This window comes from Exiguobacterium indicum HHS 31 (assembly GCF_001939065.1).
GTDB lineage: Bacteria > Bacillota > Bacilli > Exiguobacteriales > Exiguobacteriaceae > Exiguobacterium_A > Exiguobacterium_A indicum.
The window spans coordinates 1,293,392-1,317,487 of sequence record NZ_MPSZ01000001.1 but is presented as its reverse complement, the minus strand read 5'-3'; the positions used below and the strand labels follow the sequence as shown (position 1 = coordinate 1,317,487).

24 protein-coding genes are annotated in these 24,096 nt (G+C 46.9%); all 24 read left to right on the top strand.

The window, feature by feature from the left end; translation table 11 throughout:
• Nucleotides 1-47 precede the first annotated feature (47 nt).
• A complete protein-coding gene (locus N179_RS07125) occupies nucleotides 48-572 on the top strand; it encodes a YceD family protein (RefSeq protein ID WP_023468813.1) in 525 nt (174 codons plus the stop codon).
• 46 nt (nucleotides 573-618) lie between these two features.
• Nucleotides 619-792: a 50S ribosomal protein L32 gene (gene rpmF, locus N179_RS07120; RefSeq protein ID WP_012370841.1), complete on the top strand. Its 174-nt coding sequence runs from the start codon at nucleotides 619-621 to the stop codon at nucleotides 790-792.
• 83 nt (nucleotides 793-875) lie between these two features.
• Nucleotides 876-1,685 (top strand): ketopantoate reductase family protein, encoded by an 810-nt coding sequence (locus N179_RS07115; RefSeq protein WP_075642558.1) that lies wholly within the window; start codon nucleotides 876-878, stop codon nucleotides 1,683-1,685.
• Nucleotides 1,682-2,038 carry a DUF3397 domain-containing protein gene (locus tag N179_RS07110; RefSeq protein ID WP_023468811.1) on the top strand — a complete coding sequence of 119 codons (357 nt, stop codon included), beginning with the start codon at nucleotides 1,682-1,684 and terminating at the stop codon, nucleotides 2,036-2,038. Before N179_RS07115 ends, N179_RS07110 begins: the two co-directional genes overlap by 4 nt.
• 29 nt (nucleotides 2,039-2,067) lie before the next feature.
• Nucleotides 2,068-3,630, top strand: coding sequence for a bacillithiol biosynthesis cysteine-adding enzyme BshC (gene bshC / locus N179_RS07105; protein ID WP_075642557.1), 1,563 nt, complete (start codon nucleotides 2,068-2,070; stop codon nucleotides 3,628-3,630).
• Between the two features lie 161 nt (nucleotides 3,631-3,791).
• Nucleotides 3,792-4,730 carry a 16S rRNA (cytosine(1402)-N(4))-methyltransferase RsmH gene (gene rsmH, locus N179_RS07100; RefSeq protein ID WP_035396712.1) on the top strand — a complete coding sequence of 313 codons (939 nt, stop codon included), beginning with the start codon at nucleotides 3,792-3,794 and terminating at the stop codon, nucleotides 4,728-4,730.
• A gap of 13 nt (nucleotides 4,731-4,743) precedes the next feature.
• On the top strand, nucleotides 4,744-5,130 hold the full coding sequence (gene ftsL, locus N179_RS07095) for a cell division protein FtsL (protein WP_023468808.1): 387 nt from the start codon (nucleotides 4,744-4,746) through the stop codon (nucleotides 5,128-5,130).
• A complete protein-coding gene (locus N179_RS07090) occupies nucleotides 5,127-7,265 on the top strand; it encodes a penicillin-binding protein (protein WP_023468807.1) in 2,139 nt (712 codons plus the stop codon). The genes ftsL and N179_RS07090 overlap by 4 nt, the downstream gene beginning before the upstream one ends.
• A 108-nt stretch (nucleotides 7,266-7,373) precedes the next feature.
• Nucleotides 7,374-8,693 carry a UDP-N-acetylmuramoyl-tripeptide--D-alanyl-D-alanine ligase gene (locus N179_RS07085; RefSeq protein WP_035396716.1) on the top strand — a complete coding sequence of 440 codons (1,320 nt, stop codon included), beginning with the start codon at nucleotides 7,374-7,376 and terminating at the stop codon, nucleotides 8,691-8,693.
• A 22-nt stretch (nucleotides 8,694-8,715) separates the two neighbouring features.
• Entirely contained in the window at nucleotides 8,716-9,678 is a 963-nt protein-coding gene (gene mraY, locus N179_RS07080; protein WP_023468805.1) for a phospho-N-acetylmuramoyl-pentapeptide-transferase, read from the top strand.
• A gap of 33 nt (nucleotides 9,679-9,711) precedes the next feature.
• The gene (murD, locus tag N179_RS07075) at nucleotides 9,712-11,058 is read left to right on the top strand and encodes a UDP-N-acetylmuramoyl-L-alanine--D-glutamate ligase (protein WP_075642661.1); all 1,347 of its coding nucleotides are present in this window, start codon (nucleotides 9,712-9,714) and stop codon (nucleotides 11,056-11,058) included.
• Nucleotides 11,055-12,149: an undecaprenyldiphospho-muramoylpentapeptide beta-N-acetylglucosaminyltransferase gene (gene murG, locus N179_RS07070; RefSeq protein WP_075642556.1), complete on the top strand. Its 1,095-nt coding sequence runs from the start codon at nucleotides 11,055-11,057 to the stop codon at nucleotides 12,147-12,149. The genes murD and murG overlap by 4 nt, the downstream gene beginning before the upstream one ends.
• Nucleotides 12,150-12,210: 61 nt before the next feature.
• Nucleotides 12,211-12,990, top strand: a complete 780-nt coding sequence (locus tag N179_RS07065) for a cell division protein FtsQ/DivIB (RefSeq protein ID WP_023468802.1) — start codon at nucleotides 12,211-12,213, stop codon at nucleotides 12,988-12,990.
• 229 nt (nucleotides 12,991-13,219) lie between these two features.
• Nucleotides 13,220-14,524, top strand: a complete 1,305-nt coding sequence (ftsA, locus tag N179_RS07060; RefSeq protein WP_023468801.1) for a cell division protein FtsA — start codon at nucleotides 13,220-13,222, stop codon at nucleotides 14,522-14,524.
• Between the two features lie 47 nt (nucleotides 14,525-14,571).
• Nucleotides 14,572-15,726 carry a cell division protein FtsZ gene (ftsZ, locus tag N179_RS07055; protein ID WP_023468800.1) on the top strand — a complete coding sequence of 385 codons (1,155 nt, stop codon included), beginning with the start codon at nucleotides 14,572-14,574 and terminating at the stop codon, nucleotides 15,724-15,726.
• 84 nt (nucleotides 15,727-15,810) lie between these two features.
• Nucleotides 15,811-16,587, top strand: a complete 777-nt coding sequence (gene pgeF / locus N179_RS07050) for a peptidoglycan editing factor PgeF (protein WP_075642555.1) — start codon at nucleotides 15,811-15,813, stop codon at nucleotides 16,585-16,587.
• Nucleotides 16,574-17,245, top strand: a complete 672-nt coding sequence (locus tag N179_RS07045; RefSeq protein WP_023468798.1) for a YggS family pyridoxal phosphate-dependent enzyme — start codon at nucleotides 16,574-16,576, stop codon at nucleotides 17,243-17,245. The genes pgeF and N179_RS07045 overlap by 14 nt, the downstream gene beginning before the upstream one ends.
• A 193-nt stretch (nucleotides 17,246-17,438) precedes the next feature.
• Nucleotides 17,439-17,765, top strand: coding sequence for a cell division protein SepF (locus N179_RS07040; protein ID WP_231496839.1), 327 nt, complete (start codon nucleotides 17,439-17,441; stop codon nucleotides 17,763-17,765).
• Between the two features lie 2 nt (nucleotides 17,766-17,767).
• On the top strand, nucleotides 17,768-18,043 hold the full coding sequence (locus N179_RS07035; RefSeq protein WP_023468796.1) for a YggT family protein: 276 nt from the start codon (nucleotides 17,768-17,770) through the stop codon (nucleotides 18,041-18,043).
• Complete coding sequence (locus tag N179_RS07030) at nucleotides 18,040-18,810, top strand: YlmH family RNA-binding protein (protein ID WP_023468795.1); 771 nt, start codon at nucleotides 18,040-18,042, stop codon at nucleotides 18,808-18,810. The genes N179_RS07035 and N179_RS07030 overlap by 4 nt, the downstream gene beginning before the upstream one ends.
• Nucleotides 18,811-18,835: 25 nt before the next feature.
• Nucleotides 18,836-19,357 carry a DivIVA domain-containing protein gene (locus N179_RS07025; protein ID WP_023468794.1) on the top strand — a complete coding sequence of 174 codons (522 nt, stop codon included), beginning with the start codon at nucleotides 18,836-18,838 and terminating at the stop codon, nucleotides 19,355-19,357.
• A 299-nt stretch (nucleotides 19,358-19,656) separates the two neighbouring features.
• Nucleotides 19,657-22,392, top strand: a complete 2,736-nt coding sequence (gene ileS, locus N179_RS07020) for an isoleucine--tRNA ligase (protein WP_058713764.1) — start codon at nucleotides 19,657-19,659, stop codon at nucleotides 22,390-22,392.
• Nucleotides 22,393-22,464: 72 nt separating this feature from the next.
• Nucleotides 22,465-22,941 carry a signal peptidase II gene (gene lspA / locus N179_RS07015; protein ID WP_075642554.1) on the top strand — a complete coding sequence of 159 codons (477 nt, stop codon included), beginning with the start codon at nucleotides 22,465-22,467 and terminating at the stop codon, nucleotides 22,939-22,941.
• On the top strand, nucleotides 22,938-23,861 hold the full coding sequence (locus N179_RS07010) for an RluA family pseudouridine synthase (protein WP_023468791.1): 924 nt from the start codon (nucleotides 22,938-22,940) through the stop codon (nucleotides 23,859-23,861). Before lspA ends, N179_RS07010 begins: the two co-directional genes overlap by 4 nt.
• Nucleotides 23,862-24,096 lie beyond the last annotated feature (235 nt).

Below are 24,096 nucleotides of genomic sequence, written 5' to 3'. Positions count from 1 at the left end.
AAGATGTCCTCTCTATAATTCATATTGTTGCAATTGAGGTGATTCGGATGAAATGGTCCCTGATGCAATTGAATAAATTGCGCAATCTGGGTCAACTTCAGGTTAACGAGACGATCGAGCTCAATGAGCTAGTCGCCCTCCATCCGGATATCCGGGCGGTGCAACCTGTGCACGTTCGTGCAAATGCATCGTTTACATCGAATCAATTAATATTCAATCTTCGGATTACCGGCGAAATGACGCTTCCGGATGCCCGGACGCTAAATGACGTCGCTTATCCATTCGAGATTGAATCCATCGAGCCATTCCTGCTCGAGGTCGATGCTGTTTCGAACGAAGCAGATGACATCAACGTGCCGATCGGGAATACGGTCGATCTTCGACCGCTCGTGCAAGAATTGATTTTACTTCATGTGCCAGTGCAAGTGCATGGGGATGATGAAGAGAATCAGTTGGTTGAGGGGGAAGGCTGGACGATTCTTTCTGAAGAAGATCCAGAGGAAACCGAACCAAAAATCGATCCGCGACTCGCGGGTCTCGCTCAGTTCTTTAAAAAAGATCAGGATTCCTGATTTCTGAAGTAAAGGCGAGTGTATTTTTTCAAGGAGGTGGACAACGATGGCAGTACCATTCCGCAGAACGTCGAAAACACGCAAACGTCTTCGCCGTACTCATTTCAAACTCCGTGTACCAGGTATGGTCGAGTGCCCAAACTGTGGTGAAATGAAACTTTCACACCGCGTTTGTAAAGCATGTGGCTCGTACAAAGGTAAAGAAATCGTCAGCAAATAAGCTGATTGATCGGTATAAAAGCGACCTTCGAATCGAGAAATCGGTTTTAAGGTCGCTTTTTTCATGAAAGGGGATAGGAATAGATGAATGTTGGAATCATTGGCGCGGGTGCCATCGGGTTATTGCTTGCCTCTTATTTATCGGAAGATCATGCAGTCACGCTTTATGTGCGACAAGAACAAGATGAGGAACGACCAATCATTCGCGATGGACAAGCGAGTCGTCTCGTACGGATCCGGAAGATTGATCGGCTCGAGTCAGAAGACTTGGTGTTTGTCGCGACAAAGTCGTATGATATAAAAAGTGTGATTCCATTCCTTAAACGGCTGACGTGTCCCGTCATGTTCCTGCAAAATGGAATGGATCATTTGAAATGGAAAGAGCAATTGCCGCATGTCTTATTTGGTGTCGTCGAACATGGTGCCATGCGCACTGCACCGTTTGAAGTCCAGCATACTGGAAAAGGACGCATCCGCTACGGAAATCAAGAGGTAGTGAACTTGTCGTCAAAGCAGCTGTGCTTTGAACTTGAGTCAGATATGGAAGCCGTTTTATTGACGAAGCTGTTCATCAACGTCGTCATCAATCCAGTGACGGCTTATTACGGTGTTGAGAATGGATCCTTATTAGATATGCCTTATCGAGAAGAAGCCCGTCAATTATTTGACGAAATGCGGACGATTTTCCCGCACCATGACATTACTTATTCCGAAATCGAGCGGATCATGAAGAATACGAGCAAAAATCGTTCTTCCATGTTACGAGATCTTGAGTATGGACGACGAACGGAAGTAGAACCGATACTTGGATACGCATTACGTCAGGCGACGACTGCGACGCCACGTTTATCTTTTTATTATGAACAGATCAAACAGAGGGAGGGTCCGCAGTGACAGTCTTCATCATTTTTCCTTTATTCAGCCTGATTGCGTTGTATCTCGTCTTTCTACTTCTATTTCGGAAACATGGGAAGGCCGTTCGATTTGCACTCGACTTTGGAACATTCATCGTTCTGTATGCGATTCATGTTGCATTGATTGCCTTGACCGGAACAAATTACTTAGGGTGGATCGTCATCGTCGTGTTGTTGGTGTTTGCGTTGAATGCACTCTGGCAACGAATTCGTCAACTTGATGTTGATTTGAGACAAATGATTCGCCACAGCTGGCGGATCATCATCTTGCTGGCATTACCCGTCCATTTCATACTGTTCGTACTCGGTATTCGTCAACTGTTCATCAGCTGACCAGTTAGGTAAGAAAGAAGGGATTTTGTTTGAAGGTACAACCATTTGAAGCCTTATACGATGATAACTCGTTGATGCATCGTGCTTCACGAGAAGAATTCTTAACATATGTCGACCACCTTGGAGAGAGTGGTTTAGCGTCGAGGAGCCGTTTGCTTGAAGAACGTCACTATCCGCATCTTGCGGCACTGACAGACGAACTCGAACGCCAAAATCCGAACATGACGGAGCGTTTGCGGGAACGTGTCGCGAAGCTTCGTACGGGTGAAGCTCAAGTTGTCATTACAGGGCAACAAACGGGTATCTTTGGCGGACCATTATATGCCATCTATAAATTGTTGACCTGTCTTAAGGTCGCGAAGCAGGCGGAAACGACACTTGGGCGACCTGTCGTTCCGATTTTTTGGCTCGCGACCGAAGATCACGATTTTGATGAGATTAACCATGTTTACGTTCCGACAGCGGATTATCAAACGCGTAAAATCGCTGTCACACCTTCAGAATCGATTGCCCGCTCGGTCAGTCGGCTCTCTTTTGATCAAGCAGCACTTCTTGAAATCATCGAAGAGACATTCCGAGCAATGCCAGAAACGGTTCATACGAAACAATTAGTTGCGCGCCTGAAGCAACTCGTTGAAGCGTGTACATCGTATGGGATGTTTTTCTCACAATTGATCGGTGAATTGATCGATTTTGATATCGTCTTCTTTGATGCGGATACACATTCTGTCCGTGAACTCGAGATTCCGTTCTTTGAACGGTTGATTCAAGACAATGCGGAATTTAGACGAGCATTGACGGATGGTATTTCACAGACGCAAGAGTTACCGGATACATTCTTGAACGAGGAAGCGGCGCATCTTTTCGTCGATGATCACGGTCGTCAGTTACTGTATCCGACAGCAGACGGATTCGAGACAAAACAAGGAAAGCAATATACGGAGCTTGAATTGATCGCGTTGCTATACGCCAGTCCGGAACGTTTCTCCAACAGTGTCGTCACACGTCCATTGATGCAGGATTACCTGTTCCCGACGCTTGCCTATATCGGGGGTCCGGGGGAGTTAGCATACTGGACACGCTTACGACCGCTCTTTCATCACCTGAATTGGACGATGCCGTTATTGATTCCCCGCATGGGTGGGTTACTCGTGCGCCGTAGCGATGAAAAGCGTCTTGCTAAACTTGAGGTGTCGCTCGAAGAAATCGTCCGATCAGGCGTACCGATTCCGCTCTATTCAGAAGAGAAGATGACAGGACGTATGCAGACGGCAGCGATGCTAAAAGACAGTTTCGTCTCGGAATTCCTCTCGCTCGAACAGAATCTACTGCGGACATCGAGTAAGAGTGAGAAGGTCAAGAAACAGCTCGATCAAGCAATTGTTAGTCTACTGGCAGAAGATCGACGTCAGTTTGACCGACAGACACGGCAATATAAAGAGACGGCTTATCATCTTCTTCCTGATGGAGCGCCACAAGAGCGGATTCATTCTGTCCTCCCGTGGTTGAATCACCATGGTCTTGATTTTGTTCGGGACTTAAGAACAGCCTATGAAGCGAATACGAGTGATCAACTGAAGATTTTCCTCTAAACCTGCTGAAACTAGCAGGTTTTTTCTCTTTTTTAGCGAAAATTACACAAAAGTTAAATAAATCAAGGAAACTGTCTCATTTTCGTAACGTTTTCACGAGAGAATGTGATACATTGAAAAAGAGTAACGTCCTTCAAGGACAGTGAAAGGTGAGGCAGGACATGTTTGAGCATGAAACAGTATTGAAATGGGAGTCGATCGAAGGACTCGCGATTAAACCCGACGGTATTTACGTCGATTGTACGTTAGGTGGAGCAGGACACAGCGAAGAGATCGTCAAGCAATTGACGACAGGTCATCTGTACGCATTTGATCAAGATGATGTCGCCCTCGCTCATGCAGCAGAACGTCTCGCGGCGTATGAAGGTCGCTTTACTTTAATAAAGAGTAATTTTGCTTATCTGAAAGAGCAATTAGCAGCACATGGCGTCGAGAAAGTGGACGGCATCCTATTCGATCTCGGTGTCTCTTCACCACAATTAGACGAAGGGGAACGGGGATTTAGTTACAATCACGACGCACGTCTCGACATGCGCATGGATCAATCTTCTCCACTTTCTGCTTACGAAGTCGTCAATGAGTGGTCGTACAATGATCTCGTACGTATCTTCTTTACATACGGGGAAGAGAAATTCTCGAAACAGATTGCGCGTAAAATCGAAAAAGCGCGGGAAGAGCGACCGATCGAGACGACATTTGAACTCGTCGAATTGATCAAGGATGCGATTCCGGCACCAGCACGACGTAAAGGTGGTCACCCTGCGAAACGGACTTTCCAAGCAATCCGGATCGCTGTCAATGATGAACTGAACGTCTTTGATCGTGCGGTACACCAAGCCATTGATTTATTACGGGTCGGTGGACGTCTATGTGTCATTACGTTCCATTCACTTGAAGATCGCATGTGTAAACAAGCAATCAAAGAAAAATCATCATTACCCGAGCTTCCACCGGGGTTACCGATGATTCCCGTCGAAATGGAGCCGGAACTCCGACTCGTCACACGCAAGCCGATTACGGCGGGTGTTGAAGAGCTCGATGATAACCGTCGCGCCCGATCGGCAAAATTACGAGTTGCTGAAAAAATGAAAGAAACTTGAGAGGAGCATTCCAATGGCAGAACCACTTCGTAAATCGGTCCAAACGGTTCAACCCGTTCGTCAACAACCTGTTCAGGAACCACGAAAGACGGAAGATATCGCGCGTCGCGTCGCCGTCCGTCCGAAGTATCGCTTGTATCCCTTTGAAAAATTCTTATACAGCGCGATGATTGGTGGTCTTGTGTTATTTGGGAGTTTGACGATCAGTACGCATAACGAAGCGTATAATGTGAGCCGTGATTTAGCGAAAGAGAACCAAGTCACACAATCACTCAAAAAAGAAAACGAACGTTTACAACTAGAGGTCACGAACTTAAGCTCTCCGGAACGGATTTATAAGATTGCAAAAGAACAGGGTCTTGATATGCGTAAAGGGAACATCAAGGTGATTCCTAAATGAATCCACTGAAAAAATCCCGTTGGAGAGTAGCCTTTATCATGGTGATATTTGCTACTCTCTTTTTTGTGTTCATTGGTCGATTTTTATACTTGGCGACAACAAAACAATTCCATGGGGAAGACATGATCGCCTATGCTGAGAAAAAGCGATGGGAGTCTCAGGAGACGCTCGGGGCAGAACGCGGTGAAATTTTCGACCGACTCGGTTCACCGATCGCGATCAATGTTCCATCCTATCATTTGATTGGTATTTACCGACTAGGTGGCGTCAAAGATCCGGACGAGACGATCGTCGATTTTAAAAAGACGGCTGAAGGTCTTGCACCGATTCTTGGGATGACGACGAAGGAACTGGAGACCTATTTGATTGAGAACAAAGATCGTTCGCAAATCGAATTCGGAAAAAAAGGAAATGATTTGACGCTCGATCAAAAAGAGAAGATCGATAAGTTGAAACTTCCTGGAATCCGGATGATTGAAGAGCCGAAACGATATTACCCGAATGGTATCTTCTTGTCCGATACACTTGGATTCGTCCAAAAGATCACCGAGGAGAATGGTCGTGTCGCGTTACAGGGACAAATGGGGATCGAAAAACAGTATGACGATGCCTTAAGCGAATCTTACGGGGCACGTGTCTTCGAGAAAGATCGGAGCGGTAATCCGTTGATCCAAGGCTCGTCGCGTGTCTCGAATGAACCGAAGGACGGGTCAAACCTGTACTTGACGATCGATCACCGCATTCAACAGTCGCTAGAGAAACAAATGCAAAAAATGTACAACACGTACAAACCGAAAAATGCGACAGGGATCGTCATGGATGCGAAAACCGGTGAAATCCTTGCCATGGCGGATCGTCCATCGTTCAACCCGAACTTACGTGACATGAAAGATTTCACGAATTTTGCCGTCTCGTCACGCTTCGAACCCGGTTCGACGATGAAAATCTTTACGCTCGCAGCGGCGATTGATGCGGGAGTGTTCCGTCCGAATGAGATGTATAAATCGGGTAGTTATAACTACAAAGGAACGGTCATCAAGGATTATAACGATGTCGGTTGGGGAACCATTCCGATGATTGAAGGAGTCTATCACTCCTCGAACGTCATGTTCTCGAAGTTGACAGCAGAAAAACTTGGGATCGAGCGTTATAAAGAATACTTTAAGAAGTTTCATTTTGACCAACGAACGGGTATAGACATCTCGGGAGAAGTAAACAGTCAATCTGACTTGTCGAAACCGTTGAATGCGCTCATTACGTCATGGGGACAATCGACTGCGGTCACACCAATGCAACTGCTTCAAGGGGCAACGGCAATTGCTGGTGACGGCGAGATGGTCAAACCGCATATCATCCAAAAAGCGGATCATACGGATAAAGCACCGTACCGGGCGAAAACAGAGGTCGTCGGTAAGCCGATCTCGGCAGAGGCGGCAAAAGCGACGCGGGATGCACTTGATGGTGTCGTCAATAGTAAAATCGGAACCGGGCAAATGTATAAGTTGAAAGACTACCGTGTCATCGGGAAGACCGGTACAGCTCAAATTTCTGAGAATGGGAAATACATTCAAGGACAATTCATTCACTCGTTCATCGGTATGGCGCCAAAAGATGATCCGGAATTGATCATGTACATCGCAGTCGATCGTCCTTCGAAAAGTGAATCGTCTGTTTCAGGACCACTCATCATGAGTCCGGTGTTCAAGAGTGTCATGAACACAGCATTGCAATACCGGAGCATTCAACCGGAAACGCAAAAGGACTCGGTGGATGTCAAAGCGAAAATTACGCCAAGCTACATCAAGAAGAGTGCCCGACAAGCGACGGATTTAGCAAAAGAACAAGAGGCTGTTCCAATCATCCTAGGCGATGGTGCTGAAGTCGTTTCGCAGATTCCGTCTCGTGGTCAAGAATTCGTCAGCGGAGAGCGTGTCTTGCTGAAGACAGCAAATACGTTCAAAATGCCGGATTTGACGGGGTGGTCGCAGCGAGACGTCAAAAAACTCGTCAGCTTGTATGACTTGAAGCTTGATGTCATTGGTAAAGGTTTTGTAACCAAACAATCAGCTCGAACTGGTACACTAGTGAGGGAAAATGGAAAGTTAACGGTCGAACTAGCTGAACCTAAAGAATAACGGTGGGGCAAATTTCCTGATTTCTACAGGAAGACGAGGACGAACAGGAGTCATTCGTTGACTTTTGCATTCGTCCTCTTTTGCTGTCATCAAATGGAGGTATATATCATGTTAACAATTACGCAACTCGCTGAATGGTTGCATCTCGATGTGAAAGATGATCGTATCGTTCGTCATTTTGCAACGGATTCACGCGCACAACTTGAAGACGGTCTTTATGTTCCGATTCAAGGAGCACGCGTTGATGGTCATCGATTCCTTGAAGGTGCAAAAAAACAAGGAGCGATTGTCACCTTATGGAAGAAAGGTATTGATCGACCAAACATCGACATCGTCTTTTTAGAAGTCGATGAACCATTGGTTGCCCTGCAACACATCGCAAAACGATACTTACTGCAGGTTGCGCCAAAAATCGTCGCCATCACTGGATCAAATGGGAAGACATCGACGAAGGACATGGTCGAGAGCGTACTCAAGACGACGTTTAAGACACATAAGACACAAGGAAACTTCAATTCGGATATCGGAATGCCGTTAACGATTCTCATGATGCCAGCTGATACAGAAGTCGCTGTGCTTGAGATGGGAATGAACGGGTTTGGCGATATTGAATTCCTATCGAATCTAGCTGAGCCAGATATCGCACTCGTCACGAACATCGGCGAATCGCATGCGGAGCAAGTCGGTGGACGCAGTGGCATCGCCAAAGCGAAGCTTGAGATTCAATCCGGACTCAAACCAGGTGGTCATTTATTCGTTGATGGTGACGAACCACTTCTCGCAGAAGTCGAAGCGGAGAAGATCGGCTATCAAATCGGAAATACGTACCGGATCGAAACGAAGGAAGCAACGTTCTTTGGAACGGCCTTTACTTACGATGGCACCGCTTTTCACCTACCAGTGCTAGGGAAACACCAAGTCCGAAATGCAGCATACGCAATTGCGACAGCACGTGCACTTGGCGTGACGGACGCCCGGATTCAAGAAGGGTTCGATGCGGTTGAATTGACACCGATGCGGATGGAACGATTACTCTTTGAAGAGACTGCGGTCATCAATGATGCGTATAACGCGAGTCCGACATCAATGAATGCAGCGATTGAGACGGTCACTGCGCTGGAAGGGTACACGACACGCGTTCTCGTCCTCGGCGATATGTATGAATTAGGGGACCAAGAACGCTTATTACATGCCTCGGTCGGAAAGCGGATTGCGTTACCTGTCTCGCATGCTATCCTAGTAGGGGAGAAAGGCGCGTGGATTGCTGAAGGAATCAGCGACCCGTCTGTTCAAATCCAATTCGCGACAACCGTCGAGGATGCTGCAAAACGATTGCGCCCATTGCTCGGAGAACGAACAATCGTCTTATTGAAAGCGTCACGTGGGATGGCGCTTGAACGGATATTAACCTATCTGAACGAAAACTAATTTTTGAAAAAGGGTGTCTGCTATGATCACATTATTCATCAGTCTTATTCTTGCATTTCTTGTTGTATTACTCGTCATGCCAAAAGCGATTCCGTTTCTACACCAATTGAAGTTTGGTCAGGAAATTCGGGAAGAAGGACCGCAATGGCATCAGGTCAAATCCGGAACACCGACGATGGGTGGAATCGTCATTCTTGTCGCGATGATCGTCAGCGTTCTCGGTGCAGTCGTCATGGGCGATCTATCGACGACACAATTATCGTTACTGTTTTTAACACTTGCGTATGGCGTTATCGGCTTCATTGATGATTACATCAAAGTCGTCAAGAAACGTAACCTTGGTCTGAATTCAAAACAAAAATTACTTGGACAAATCGTCGTCGGATTGTTATTTGTCTGGTTGAGTGGTGGATTTACAAGTGACGCGACGTATCTATCGATTCCATTTACCGATTTTGAGCTTGATTTCGGTATCGTCTATCCGTTTGTTGCCTTGTTCTGGTTAGTTGGTTTCTCAAATGCAGTCAACTTGACGGATGGATTGGACGGTCTCGTATCATTTACAGCGATTCCAACATTCTTGTTCTTCGGATTATACAGTTGGTTTATCGCAGATGAAGTAGGCGCTGCTTGTTTTGCTTTCTCAGCGGTCGGTGCCTTGATCGGATTCCTATTATTCAATGCGCACCCAGCGAAGATCTTCATGGGAGATACAGGGTCACTTGCACTTGGAGCTGCATTAGCAGGTCTATCGATTGTCTTAAAACTGGAATTACTACTCGTCTTAATCGGTATCGTTTTCGTTGTCGAGACATTATCAGTCATTCTACAAGTCATCTCCTTTAAGACGACAGGAAAACGAATTTTCAAAATGAGCCCAATTCACCACCACTTCGAAATGGTCGGTTGGAGCGAATGGCGGATCGTCGGTACATTCGCAGGAATCAGCTGTTTGATGGCATTCATCGCCTATCTATTCGTGTAATAAAAAAGAAGAGAGAAAGTGAGCGATTCAACAATGGAACAACGACAATGGAATGATCAAAAAGTGCTCGTTCTCGGAACGGCGAAAAGTGGAATCGCAGCAGCTCGGTATTTAGCGAGTGTTGGTGCAGAAGTAACGGTCAATGACGGGAAAACGCCGTCCGAGAGTGATCAAGCGACGCTTGCATCACTCGATGTTAAGACGGTCTACGGTGAGCACCCGCTCACACTACTCGACGACATCGATTTGATCGTCAAGAATCCAGGGATTCCGTATCACATCGATCTGCTACAAGAAGCCTTACGACGCGACATTCCGGTTTGGACAGAAGTAGAACTAGCGTATCAAGCAACCGATGCGACGTGGATTGCCATTACAGGATCGAACGGGAAAACGACGACGACGACGCTTGTCCATGAGTTGTTGAAAACCGGTACGCGGCGTGTACATTTGGCAGGAAACATTGGATTCCCGGCAATTGAAATCGCATGTCAGGCGAAACAGGACGATATCATCGTCATTGAATTATCAAGTTTTCAATTGATGGGGATCGAGCAGTTCCGACCATACACGGCAGCCTTCTTGAATTTATCACCGGCACATCTGGATTATCATGGTGATTTTGAATCGTATGGTGAAGCGAAAGCCCGGATCTTTAAGAACATGAAAGAAACGGATCGTCTTGTCTTGAATGCCGATGATGCGTCCGTCAATGCGCTCGGAAAGACTGCTGAAGTAACGCCACTCTTGTTCTCTCGTCGTCAATCGGCGTATGCAGAAGTCCTGAACGATACGTTGACAATCAATGGGACGAGTATCTTACCTGTTGATGAACTTGCTCTCGGTGGTGGACATAATGTCGAGAACGTTCTCGCAGCCTTAACACTCGTCGAACCGTTTAACTTAGCATTCTCTGACGTTCAACATGTTCTACGGACGTTTGGTGGTGTAGAGCACCGGACACAGTTCGTCGGTGAAATTGCTGGTCGAAAAGTTTACAACGACTCAAAAGCAACGAATAATGTTGCAACAGAAGCGGCGTTGTCCGGATTTACGGCACCCATCATCTGGTTGTGTGGCGGACTCGAGCGTGGAGCGGATTTGACACCGTTACTCGATGCAATGAAGCATGTCAAACATGTCATCGGACTTGGTGAGACGGGTCATCGATTCGGAACGCTTGCGTCAGAAAATGGCTATGCGTCAACCGTCGTTGAGGCGATGGATGAAGCCGTGAAAGTAGCGTTTGAAGTGTCACGACCCGGCGACATCATTCTTCTGTCACCAGCATCTGCAAGTTGGGATCAATACAAGACATATGAAGAGCGCGGCGATCATTTCGTTCGTGCCGTACATGAAGTAGGAGGAACAACAGTATGAAAATCGTCGTCTCTGGAGGCGGTACAGGCGGTCACATCTATCCGGCACTCGCTATGATCCGGGAGCTCGAACAACGCATGCCGTGTGAGGTCCTCTATATCGGAACAGAAAATGGTCTCGAGGCGGATATCGTTCGTCGTGCGGGAATTCCATTTGAATCGATTGAGATTTCTGGCATCCGTCGTTCCTTGTCGTTCGAAAACGTCAAGACTGGTATCCGGTTCGTCAAGAGCGTCCGGCGTGTTCGTCGACTACTGCGTCAGTTCCAACCGGATATCGTCGTTGGTACAGGTGGGTTCGTTTGTGGACCGGTATTGTATACGGCTGCAAAAATGGGTTTCAAGACACTCGTTCATGAACAAAACAGTCTACCTGGTATCACGAATAAATTTTTAGCTCGGTATGTGGATCGTGTTGCACTCTCTTTTAAAGGGTCTGGACATCACTTTGGTAAGAATGAAGCGAAGACGGTTTTAATCGGAAATCCGCGTGCTTCTGAAGTGGCAGAGCTCAACATCAATCCGCTTGAAGAGCGACAACGTTTCGGTTTTGAGGAAGGACGTCCTCTCGTCGTCATCTATGGCGGTAGTCGTGGCGCACCTGCAATCAACGAAGCAGTCGTCGATATGATGCCAAAGGTCGAGCAAGCAGGCTGGTCGCTCCTCTTCGTTACTGGTCAAATTCATTACGATACGATTATGTCACGCGTTGGTTCCGTACCAGAACGCATTCAACTTCGCCCATTCGTATATGATTTACCGAACATCTTAAAAGCAAGTCAACTCGTCATTTCACGTTCGGGAGCAAGCACATTGGCAGAGCTGACGACACTCGGCTTACCGAGTGTGCTCATCCCGAGTCCTTACGTGACGGAAAATCACCAAGAGGTCAATGCCTCATCGCTCGTCGAGACAGGTGCGAGTCTATTGATTCGTGAACAAGAGCTAACGGGTGATCGGTTGTTTGAGGCATGCGAAAAAGCATTAGCACAACAACAAATGATGTCTGAAGCGGCGCTTGCGCTCGGTATGCCGAACGCTTCACGGGACTTAGTCGATGAATTGTTACGACTGACAGGACAAAAAAACTAAACTATTGCAGGAAAAGACCGATAGGGAAATGAATTGTTACGTTATAGAGGGGGAATGAGACGTGAGGGAACGGAGAGCGGTTGGACGACCACAAGAGGACGAGAACGTCCGCAGCCTCGAGGATAAGATACCTTATATCCGTGAACAACGTCGCAAAAAAGCCAACCGGAGGCTCATCTATGTCCTGATTCTGATTGGTCTATTGGTCGGTGTCGTTTTTTATCTACAGTCGAGTTATTCTCGGGTCGCTCGATTTGATATTGATGGTAATCTTAATGTCAAAACATCAGATATCTTGAAGGCATCAGGAGTTAAGGTGAATGAGACACACGCCTTTAATCTATCAGAGGAAGACATTCTTGAACGAATCGAGAGGGTTCCAGGCATTCAGGAAGCAACGATGCAAAAACAGTTTTTGCATCAATATCGCGTGACGGTGACGGAAGAGAAAGAGATCGCTTACGCAAAGGATAAACCAGGAGACCGGATCGTACTGGCGGACGGAACGATCATTCCCGGAAAGTCGAAGGAAGAATTATTCGATGCACCAATTCTGACTGGATTTACGGATCAATCATTAAATCGGTTGACGAAGGAACTCGTTAAGATCGAGCCGAAAGTACGTAGTCGGATCTCTGAAATCGTCGCAAACGATAAGACGGACAAGGGTGGTCTGAAATTATTCATGACGGATGGGAATACGGTGTTACTCAGTACATCATCCTTTTCAAATTCCTTGAATGAATACGTAAAGGTCATTTCTGCCTTACCAAAAGGAAAGACGGGAACGATTACAATTGATGGCGGTATCTATTTCAAGCCATATAAAGGAAAAAAATAGAATATTCGTAAAGGGCTGACGAATAAAAAAACAAACGTGTGTTTTCATTCGTCGACCTTTGTTCGAATCGTCATCAAATCGTAATCTATTCGAACGCTAAGACGGGCAATAACTTCTTTTCGTAAGTATTTATATAGTGTAGACTTAAACGAGAAGAAGCCTGACTCATTCCTAGAATATAATTAGGAATAAAAAGGATTAGTATTATGAAAGTGGAGGTGTCACTCCCATGGAAACGAAAGGTACGATTGCCGCGCTCGACATTGGGACATCGGAGGTGAAACTCATCGTCGGTGAACTACTTGGTGGAACGCTGAACGTTCTTGCTGAAGGTTCTGCACCATCCGCGGGTGTTAAACGAGGTGTCATCGTTGACATCGATCAAACGGTACAAGCCATTAAACAAGCGGTTACGGAAGTGGAACGTACACTTGGTGAACCAATTGGTGAAGTATATGTCGCTATTTCCGGTGAACACATTCAAGTGAAGGATTGCCAAGGGATGACATCGATCAAAGGTGAGGACAATGAAATCACGGATGATGACGTGAAAGACGTTCTGCATTCTGCGATGGTCATGCGAATTCCGAACGAACTCAGTGTCGTCGATGTCTTGCCGAAGACCTTTACAGTCGATCAGCAAACAGAAATCACTGATCCGAGAGGAATGATCGGTTATCGTCTCGAAGTAACAGGGAAGCTCATCATCGGAGCGAAGACGATCCTACATAGCATTAAACGTTCCATTGAACGGGCTGGTTTAGAGCTTGCTGGATATGTGCTGGAGAGTTTAGCGGTATCTAGAATCGCAGCATCGATTGATGAACTCGAACTCGGTGTCGGAATCATCGATATCGGTCATGAGACGACGACACTTTCCATCTACGAAAAGAATGATCTCGTCTACTCGACGACGTTGCCATACGGTGGTGATCATCTGACACGTGATTTGACGTACAAGATGAATTGTAAATATCAAGACGCGAAACTTGCTAAAGAAGAATATGGTGTTGCGCTTGAAGCACTCGGGGATCCGGAAGAGAAAGTTTCCTACGTCACGATCAACGGCGAACATCGTTTCGAACCACAATCAGAGATTGGATTCGTTTTAGAAGCACGACTTGAGGAAATCTTCGAGATGATTCAAAAACGAATGACGCAAGCAGGATACGCTCACATGAATAGTGGCTTAATCTTATGTGGGGGAAGTTCTTCATTACCGGGAATCGATCAGCTCGGAAAACGAATCTTCAAGCAGAGCGTCAATGTCTATCAACCTGCTAGTCTTGGTATTCGTCATCCGAAGTATGCCGTCGCAGCCGGTATGTTACGTTATGTGCTCTCAAGAAGCGCCGTATCGAAATCAGGTTTCGACCGGGCGGAAGAGAAGGAAGCCGTAGCGCACGGACATGAACAGGATGCACTGCTCATGAACGAACAGACGTCACCTACGCGAAACGAACGGCCAACACGTGAACAGCCTCCGAAAGAGAAAAAGTCATTCAGTAGTTTCTTTGAGAAATTCTTTGGTTAATGCCTACAAAAAATCCAATGAGTAAAAAATATTAGGGGGCCCTTTTTATGTTGCATTTTGATGAAATGATGGACCAAGTAGCAAAAATCAAGGTCATCGGTGTAGGTGGTGGCGGTTCGAACGCCGTCAACCGAATGATTGAACACGGTGTCCAAGGCGTAGAATTCATCGCAGTAAACACGGACGCGCAGGCATTGAACATGTCACAAGCTGACGTAAAACTACAACTCGGTGCTAAATTGACACGTGGTCTCGGTGCGGGTGCCAATCCGGAAATCGGTAAAAAAGCGGCGGAAGAGAGCCGTGAGCAATTAACAGAAATCCTTTCAGGCGCTGACATGGTCTTCGTCACAGCTGGGATGGGTGGCGGAACTGGTACAGGAGCTGCTCCTGTCATCGCGGAGATTTCAAAAGAAATCGGTGCATTGACAGTCGGCGTCGTCACAAAACCATTTATGTTCGAAGGACGTAAACGGATGCAACATGCTGTTTCAGGTGTCCAGAACTTCAAAGAAAAAGTCGATACGTTGATCGTCATTCCGAACGATAAGTTACTTGAAATCGTTGATCGGAACACACCAATGCTTGAAGCGTTCAAAGAAGCAGATAACGTCTTGCGTCAAGGTGTACAAGGTATCACTGACTTGATCGCCGTACCTGGTCTGATCAACCTCGACTTCGCCGATGTGAAGACGATCATGACGGAAAAAGGTTCTGCTTTAATGGGTGTCGGTGTCGCGACAGGCGAACACCGCGCGACGGAAGCAGCGAAAAAAGCGATTTCGAGTCCGTTGCTTGAGACCTCGATCGAAGGCGCGAAAGGTGTTCTGATGAACATCACAGGTAGTGCGAACCTTAGCTTGTACGAAGTGACGGAAGCCGCACAAATCGTTCAGAGTGCAGCTGATGAGGAAGTCAACTTGATCTTTGGTTCTGTCATCAACGATAACCTAGAAGATGAAATCATCGTTACAGTCATCGCGACGGAATTCGAAAACGAACCACTCGATTTCGAAATTCCATCCGCTCAAGAAATGATGAAGAATTTATTGAAGAAAAAACAAGCGACTCCACCACCAACAGAGGAGTCAAAACCACAAGTCGAAGAGACACCTGTCAGCTCGAATCCCGAACCGGCTAAAGAGCCAGATGTCGAAGAAACGATGGACATCCCATCTTTCCTTCGCCGGAATAATCGTTGATCGATGTTCCAGTGACACGACTGCTAAACGATGAGGTGTCGCGAAAGCGGCGCCTCTTTTTTTAAAATCAAAGGAGGCATGAACATGTTTGGACAATGGATCAAATGGGATACACCAACAGGTACCGTACGTGCCGCCTTTACGACGAAGTTCGCTGCCCCTCATGGAAACGGAAATTTAGGGTTACATGTCAACGATGATCGCGACGGTGTCATTCAGAACCGACAAGTCATCGCACGTCAGCTTGATCTCTCCCTCGAGAACTCGATTTGGGCACAGCAAGTTCACGGAAATCACGTCGAACAGGTGACGACACTTGACTCCGGGCGCGGTGCTTTGGATTACGAAACAGCGATTCCGGGTACAGATGGATTGGTGACGACCGATTCGAATGTCTTATTGATGATGCTGTTCGCTGACTGTGTGCCGCTTGTCTTCTGTGATCCGACGACAGGAATCATCGCGAATACGCATGCCGGCTGGCGCGGAACCGTTGGCAATATCGTCGAGGAAACAGTCAAGCAAATGGAACGTGCGGGTGCGAGTCGTTCATCGATTCAAATGGTCATTGGTCCATCGATCCGTGATTGTTGTTACGAAGTCGATCAACCGGTCATCGATGCAATCGATGCGCTTGAACTCGATGAGTCTCCTTACATACGCAAGGAAGATGGAAAAGCGATGTTATCGCTACAAAAAACGAATGCTGCGCTAGCTGAGCGTTGTGGAGTCGGTGATGTCCTTGACTCAGGTCTATGTACACACTGTCAGGCGGAAGATTACTTCTCTTATCGCCACGGTGACCACGGTGGGCGCTTTGCAAGTTTGATCGTAAAGGAGTCATTGGATGTCAATTCTTGATAATGTACAAGAAGTTACAAAACGAATGGAACAAGCGAGTGAAAAGAGTTCTTCTGAAAAGCAGGTACAGTTGATTGGTGTGACGAAATCAGTCTCAAGTCAAGTTGCTTCTGAATTATTAGCAGCTGGCGTGACCCATCTCGGAGAAAATCGTCCGGACGGATTGCTTGAAAAACAGGCAGAGCTCGGACGAACTGCTTGTACGTGGCACTTCATTGGTACACTACAAACGCGTAAAGTTCGTCAAATCATCGATGCCATTGACGTGTTGCATTCCCTTGACCGTCTTCATTTGGCGGAAGAGATCAATAAACGAACAGACCGAATCATTGATTGTTTCATCCAAGTCAACGTTTCTGGGGAAGAATCGAAGCAAGGCATCGCGCCTGAGGATGTACCATCGTTCTTACACGAAATCGGTCAATATCCCGCGATTCGTGTCATCGGACTGATGACGATGGCACCGTTGACGGAAGATACGGCGCGTATCCGTGAGGTATTCCGGTCATTAAAAACATTGCAAGAAGAGGTCAAGGCGAAAAAATTGTCGTATGCTCCATGTACGGAGTTATCTATGGGAATGTCATCGGATTTTGAAATCGCCATCGAAGAAGGGGCGACGTTCGTCCGAATCGGGACGACGCTCGTTCACACCTAAACGAGAAGAAGGGAGAATGGATATGGGTTTTAAATCAAAAATGCAAAATCTATTTCTCGGCAACAGCGACGATTTAGATGAACTTGAATATGAAAATGATGCTACAATAAATAAAGGTAGAGGTGCTTCACAACAAGAGTATGAAGAGTATTACGAGGAATCTACCCCAAGTGTTACTCAAAAGGAGGACAGCGTGAGACAATCGAATATCGTGCCGCTTCATGCGACGAAAAAAACGAAATCGCAAGTCATCTTGAGTGAACCACGTGTCTTCAACGAAGCCCAGGAAATCGGGGAACATCTTCGTCAGAACCGTGCTGTCATCGTCAATATGCAGCGTATGTCAAAAGATCAATCACGACAGATGATTAATTTCTTATCTGGTGTCGTCTTCGCTCTCGATGGAACGATTACGACGATCAGTCAGAATACCCTCCTCTGTGTTCCGAACAACGTCGAGTTAGCTGGTAGCATCTCGAATCTTCTTGGAGAAGATGATATTAATCATAAGGGGTGGTAAGTATGGATTCTCAAGTGATGTACGCAATTGGTCGTACATTGAGTACGTTATTACAGTATTACAGTTACGTCATGATTGTTTATATCCTGCTTTCGTGGTTCCCGAATGCCCGTGATTCTAAATTCGGACAAGTGCTCGCGATGTTGGTCGAGCCATTCCTAGCGCCCTTCCGTCGTATCATCCCGCCTATCGGGGGCATGCTGGATATCTCGCCGATTGTAGCCTTCCTCGTCTTGAACTTGGCTCAATCGGGTATCCGAGCAATCTTTTTAGTATGAGCGTATATGATCATTATCGTGGAAGCGAGCGGGAATTCGTCGACTCAGTCTTGAACTGGATCGATCATGTGGAAGCGACCTATACGTTCAAATTAACGGATTTCCTAGATCCACGTGAACAACAAATCACACAAGAACTCGTCGGTTCGAAATGCGCCCTCTTTTTTGAGGGCGGTTTCGAAGGCGCTGAACGTAAACGGGCAATCCTCGCACCAGATTATTATGAATACAACGCGGATGACTTTGACATTTCCATCTATCGCATTCATTATCCTACTAAATTCGTTGAACTTTCTCATCGTCAAGTCACCGGTACATTATTGAACGTCGGATTGAAACGAGCCAAATTCGGCGACGTCATCATTCAGGATCAAGTACAGTTTGCCGTCGCGGACGAAGTCGCGACCTATATCGAAGCAAACGTCGAACGAGCAGGGAAGACGAAGATTCGTCTTTCGCGCGTAGACGCAGAAGATCGCTTGAAAGTGAAGGATCAAGAGTGGGAAGAGACACTTGGGTTTGTCAGCTCACTTCGGTTCGATACGGTCGTGAGTGAAATTCTAGGCTTCTCACGTCAAAAAGCACAGGCGCTCATTAAACAGGGTGAGAGTAAAGTGAATTATAAAGTAGTGGATGATTCGAGCTTCATGCTAGAAGAAGGCGACTTACTTTCCTTGCGTGGAACAGGACGCGTCAAGTTGATTGCAATCCTCGGATCAACGAAACGTGATCGAATCAAACTACAATACGGTATTTTAAAAGGATAAGATAAATGCGGAGGAGGAATTCATCATGCCATTAACGCCACTCGATATTCATAATAAGGAGTTCACACGAAAGTTTCGCGGCTATGACGAAGATGAAGTGAACGAATTCCTAGATCAAGTCATCAAGGATTTTGAATTGTTGTTACGTGAGAACCGTCAACAACAAGAAGTCATCCAAAACATGCAAGCGCGTGTCGACTACTTCAGTTCGATGGAAGAAACGTTGAATAAATCGATCATCGTTGCACAGGAAGCGGCTGAAGAAGTCAAAGCCAATGCTTCAAAAGAAGCGAGCTTGATCCTAAAGCAAGCAGAACGTGAAGCAGAGCAGTTGCAAGATGCGGCGCAACGCCGGGCACAACGGACAGACTTCGAAGTCGAGCAAATGCGCAAAAAAATCGAACTCTATCGTAATCGATTCAAAGTATTGATCGATGCGCAGATGGAATTATTGACGAGCCATGACTGGGATGCGTTTGATTTCTCTTCTCGTGGAGCGCTTGACGATGTTCCAGCAGTTGCGTATAATGACGACGATGTCGTATAAATAAAATCAATGACAAGGACACGTCGTATCTTGGACGGTTGACAGCGAATCGGGGGAATGGTGGAAGCCCGAGCAACGAAAAAGATGGGGTATCCCCTTGGAGTGCATGACTGAACGTTCGCTGAACAGTAAGTCATGCCGGCTCACTCCCGTTATCGAGTTCTTAAGCGGTCCTGCGTCGTCAAACTGGCGAGCGGGATTAGTAGGGTGGTACCGCGAGTTCAGCCAAGCTCGTCCCTATCTCAGGGATGAGCTTGGCTTTTTTTGTACTTTTAAAGCGAAAGGTGAGAGATGGTCAGATGGATTACAAAGAAACCTTATTGATGATGAAAACGGAGTTTTTAATGCGAGGCAACTTGCCAAAACGTGAACCAGATATGCAAGCACGATGGGAAGAGATGAATCTCTACGCTGCGGTCCAGGAAAAGAACGCTGGAAAGCCGACTTTCATCCTCCACGATGGTCCTCCATATGCGAATGGTGACATCCACATGGGTCACGGATTAAACAAAGTCTTAAAAGACATCATCGTCCGCTACAAATCGATGAACGGCTTCCAGTCTCCGTACGTGCCTGGTTGGGACACACACGGATTACCGATTGAAACAGCACTTCAAAAAGCCGGTGTTGATCGTAAATCGATGACGGTCGCAGAATTCCGTGAATTATGTGCGAAATATGCGCTCGAACAAGTCGATCACCAACGCGAACAATTCAAACGCCTCGGCGTTCTCGGTGACTATGACAACCCATACATCACCCTGCAACCAGAATTTGAAGCAGCTCAAATTCGTTTATTCGGGGATATGGCGAACAAAGGCTATATTTACAAAGGGAAGAAACCGGTCTATTGGTCACCGTCTTCTGAATCAGCACTCGCTGAAGCAGAAATCGAATATCAAGATAAACGGTCAGCTGCCATCTATGTCGCGTTCCAAGTCATGGACGGGAAAAACATCTTAGAACCGACGGATCATTTCGTCATCTGGACGACGACACCATGGACGATTCCAGCGAACCTCGGAATCTCTGTCAGTGCGGAACTGACATATGCGCGGATCGAGTATCAAGGAAAAGGCTATATCGTAGCGGAAACACTCGTTCCTGAAGTCATCGAAGCACTCGGATGGGAAGACGCAACAGTCGGACGTATCTTTAATGGTGCGGACTTCGAATACATGAAAGCAAAACATCCATTGTACGACCGTGAATCACTCGTCATGCTTGGCGATCACGTTACAGCGGAAGCGACAGGTGTCGTGCATACGGCTCCAGGTCACGGGGAAGATGACTTCCGTATCGGTCAAGCGTACGGTCTTGACGTTCTTTGCCCAGTCGACGATAAAGGGGTCATGACAGCAGAAGCGCCTGGATTCGAAGGCATGTTCTATGAGGATGCGAACAAAGAAATCGGTCTTGCACTCGAAGAAGCAGGCGCTCTCTTAAAACTGTCGTTCATCAAACACTCGTATCCACACGACTGGCGGACGAAAAAACCGGTCATCTTCCGGGCAACGCCACAGTGGTTCGCTTCAATCAAAGACTTCCGTGCGGAAATCCTTGATGAGATCAAAGGTGTCCAGTGGGTACCAGAGTGGGGCGAAACACGTCTCCACAACATGTTCAAAGACCGCGGCGACTGGGTCATCTCACGTCAACGTGCTTGGGGCGTTCCGCTTCCAATCTTCTATGCTGAAGATGGAACGGAAATCGTCACACCAGAAACGATTGATCATATCGCGAATTTATTTGCAGCTCACGGATCAAATGTCTGGTATGAGCGCGAAGCAGTCGACTTGCTTCCTGAAGGATTCACACATCCAGCAAGCCCGAACGGTATCTTCAAAAAGGAAACTGACATCATGGATGTCTGGTTCGATTCTGGTTCATCACATGCCGGTGTCCTTGCGACACGTCCTGAATTGACACGTCCAGCGGATCTCTATCTTGAAGGATCTGACCAATATCGTGGTTGGTTCAACTCGTCGCTATCGACAGCCGTCGCAACGACAGGAAAAGCACCATACAAAGCGGTCGTCAGTCACGGATTCGTTCTGGATGGTCAAGGTCGCAAGATGTCGAAATCGATCGGTAACACGATTGCTCCGATTCAAGTCATGCAGCAATTCGGAGCAGAGATCCTTCGCTTGTGGGTCGCATCTGTCGATTATCAAGCTGATGTCCGGGCATCGATGGATAACTTTAAACAAGTCTCAGAATCCTATCGTAAAATCCGCAACACGGTTCGTTTCCTCCTCGGAAACTTGGATCAATTCGATCCTGCGACGCACCGCGTCGCATTTGAAGACTTACCAGAGTCAGACCGTTTCATGCGGACGAAACTGGACCAACTTGTTGGAAAAGTAAAAGCAGCTTATGATGCGTACGACTTCATGTCGGTCTATCAATTGCTCCACAACTTCTGTGTCCTTGATTTGTCGTCGTTCTACCTCGATTACACGAAAGATATCCTGTATATCGAAAAAGCAGACGCGACATCGCGTCGTGCGGTTCAGACGGTCATGTATGATACAGTCGTTGCCTTGTTGCAATTGATGGCACCGGTCTTGCCACACACAGCAGACGAAGCATGGGAATTCGTACCAGCTGTTGAGACGAAGAGTATCTTCTTGACAGACCTTCCGGAAACGGTCGAAGTCTCAGAAGAAGGACTTGCCCTCATCGAGAAATGGAACGCGTTCCTGACGTTCCGCGATGATGTCTTAAAAGCACTCGAGGAAGCGCGTGTTGAGAAACTCGTCGGTAAGACACTCGAAGCGAAACTCTTGCTTGCACCGAAGGAAGAGACGAAAGCCTTGCTCGGAACAATCGATCATCTTGAGCAGTTACTCCAAGTCTCACAACTCGAATTCGTGGAAACGGCGGATAAGATGTATGAGACGACCGGCATTACGGTTCAAAAAGCTGACGGTGAAAAATGTGAACGTTGTTGGACATATTCGACGGAACTCGGACAAGATCCGGCTCATCCGACGCTTTGCCCACGTTGTACTGAAGTCGTCAATTCTTTATAATGATACAAAGGGAGGGGCGACTGCGACTTCGCAGGACGTCCCTCATTATTTTTGGATGCGGAGGACAATAGGATGTGGCTTTACTTAGGGATTGCTACTTTACTCGTTGGAATTGACCAGTTGACGAAATGGATCGTCGTTCAAAACATGACGATTGGTCAAGCGATCACGGTCATTCCGGATTTCTTTTATCTCAACTCGTATCGGAATCGTGGCGCCGCGTGGGGAATGCTCGAAGGTAAATTCGGCTTTTTCTTCATCGTTACGGTCGTCGTCGTCATTGGATTGATTTACTTCCTCTACAAGGAAGGCACGAAAAATAAGGTATTTGCTTGGAGCATCGCGTTATTGCTCAGTGGTGCGATCGGAAATTTCATTGATCGAATGGCACGAGGAGAAGTCGTTGATTTCTTCCACTTCTTCCCGTTCGGCTATAATTTTCCGATCTTTAATGTCGCAGACGTCTGTTTGACGTTTGGTGTCATCACGATGTTGATCAGCGTCATGTTTGAAGAACGGTTGACTAAGAAAGGAACGATGGATAAATGAATGAAGTAGAAACATGGTCCGTACAAGCGGATGGAGCGACAGGGCGCATCGATAAATGGCTCGCAGAACAAAACGATTGGTCGCGTTCGCAAGTACAGGAATGGTTGAAAGCGGGACGTGTCGAAGTCGATGGTCGTGTCGTCAAACCGAACTATAAATTATCGGGAACGGAATCGATTGTCGTTCATATCCCGGAAGCGGTGGAGCTCGAGATCTTACCGGAAGACATCCCACTTGAAGTCGTGTATGAGGACTCGGACGTCATCGTCGTCAATAAACCAAAAGGGATGGTCGTCCACCCGGCGGCAGGTCATGTCTCAGGAACGCTAGTCAACGCCTTATTACACCACTGTCAAGATCTCTCAGGCATCAATGGCGTCAAACGTCCAGGAATCGTTCACCGGATCGATAAGGATACGTCAGGTCTGTTGATGGTCGCTAAGAACGACTTAGCGCATGAGTCACTGGCACATCAATTGAAAGAGAAGACGACGGAACGTCTCTACATCGCGCTCGTGCACGGTGAAATCCCGCACGAACTCGGAACGATCGAAGCCCCAATCGGACGCGATAAGAACGACCGTCAACGGATGACGGTAACGGATAAGAATTCAAAGTCTGCCGTGACCCATTTCCGTGTTCTCGATCGGTACGAAGGCTTTACGGTCGTTGAATGTAAACTTGAAACAGGACGGACGCACCAAATCCGTGTCCATATGCGTTATATCGGTTTCCCGCTTGCGGGTGACCCGAAATATGGTCCACGTAAGACGATGAAAATGAACGGTCAAGCCTTGCATGCTGCGGTTCTCGGTTTCGAACATCCACGCACAGGTGAGTGGATGCGCTTTGAAGCACCGCTCCCAGAAGAGATGACATTTGAAATCGGTCAATTGAAAAAACTTGAATTAGAGTCTTGACGTTTTTCTAATAAAACGGTAGAGTATCACCTAGAGAGCGATGCGAGACATCCTCTACTGACACTTCGGTCGTCCGAGTGACGATCCTACCTAACTAGTATCACCTTTAATCGAGTCCGGAGAGGCTGCGAAAGGGAGAACCTACCACGATCGTGCGTAGGCATGCATACAACACGTATGCCATGATTCTGTCTTCGATGACCTTCTGCGGATTTCCGCAGAAGGTCTTTTGTAT

Bases quoted from the DNA above. Each gene is read 5' to 3' on its own strand.
- ileS (WP_058713764.1), top strand. From the start codon at position 19,657: ATGGATTACAAAGAAACCTTATTGATGATGAAAACGGAGTTTTTAATG.
- pgeF (WP_075642555.1), top strand. From the start codon at position 15,811: ATGTTTGGACAATGGATCAAATGGGATACACCAACAGGTACCGTACGT.
- ftsL (WP_023468808.1), top strand. From the start codon at position 4,744: ATGGCAGAACCACTTCGTAAATCGGTCCAAACGGTTCAACCCGTTCGT.
- N179_RS07085 (WP_035396716.1), top strand. From the start codon at position 7,374: ATGTTAACAATTACGCAACTCGCTGAATGGTTGCATCTCGATGTGAAA.
- N179_RS07090 (WP_023468807.1), top strand. From the start codon at position 5,127: ATGAATCCACTGAAAAAATCCCGTTGGAGAGTAGCCTTTATCATGGTG.
- N179_RS07025 (WP_023468794.1), top strand. From the start codon at position 18,836: ATGCCATTAACGCCACTCGATATTCATAATAAGGAGTTCACACGAAAG.
- rpmF (WP_012370841.1), top strand. From the start codon at position 619: ATGGCAGTACCATTCCGCAGAACGTCGAAAACACGCAAACGTCTTCGC.
- N179_RS07125 (WP_023468813.1), top strand. From the start codon at position 48: ATGAAATGGTCCCTGATGCAATTGAATAAATTGCGCAATCTGGGTCAA.
- murG (WP_075642556.1), top strand. From the start codon at position 11,055: ATGAAAATCGTCGTCTCTGGAGGCGGTACAGGCGGTCACATCTATCCG.
- N179_RS07045 (WP_023468798.1), top strand. From the start codon at position 16,574: ATGTCAATTCTTGATAATGTACAAGAAGTTACAAAACGAATGGAACAA.
- N179_RS07115 (WP_075642558.1), top strand. From the start codon at position 876: ATGAATGTTGGAATCATTGGCGCGGGTGCCATCGGGTTATTGCTTGCC.
- ftsA (WP_023468801.1), top strand. From the start codon at position 13,220: ATGGAAACGAAAGGTACGATTGCCGCGCTCGACATTGGGACATCGGAG.
- murD (WP_075642661.1), top strand. From the start codon at position 9,712: ATGGAACAACGACAATGGAATGATCAAAAAGTGCTCGTTCTCGGAACG.
- rsmH (WP_035396712.1), top strand. From the start codon at position 3,792: ATGTTTGAGCATGAAACAGTATTGAAATGGGAGTCGATCGAAGGACTC.
- N179_RS07035 (WP_023468796.1), top strand. From the start codon at position 17,768: ATGGATTCTCAAGTGATGTACGCAATTGGTCGTACATTGAGTACGTTA.
- N179_RS07030 (WP_023468795.1), top strand. From the start codon at position 18,040: ATGAGCGTATATGATCATTATCGTGGAAGCGAGCGGGAATTCGTCGAC.
- lspA (WP_075642554.1), top strand. From the start codon at position 22,465: ATGTGGCTTTACTTAGGGATTGCTACTTTACTCGTTGGAATTGACCAG.
- ftsZ (WP_023468800.1), top strand. From the start codon at position 14,572: ATGTTGCATTTTGATGAAATGATGGACCAAGTAGCAAAAATCAAGGTC.
- N179_RS07010 (WP_023468791.1), top strand. From the start codon at position 22,938: ATGAATGAAGTAGAAACATGGTCCGTACAAGCGGATGGAGCGACAGGG.
- mraY (WP_023468805.1), top strand. From the start codon at position 8,716: ATGATCACATTATTCATCAGTCTTATTCTTGCATTTCTTGTTGTATTA.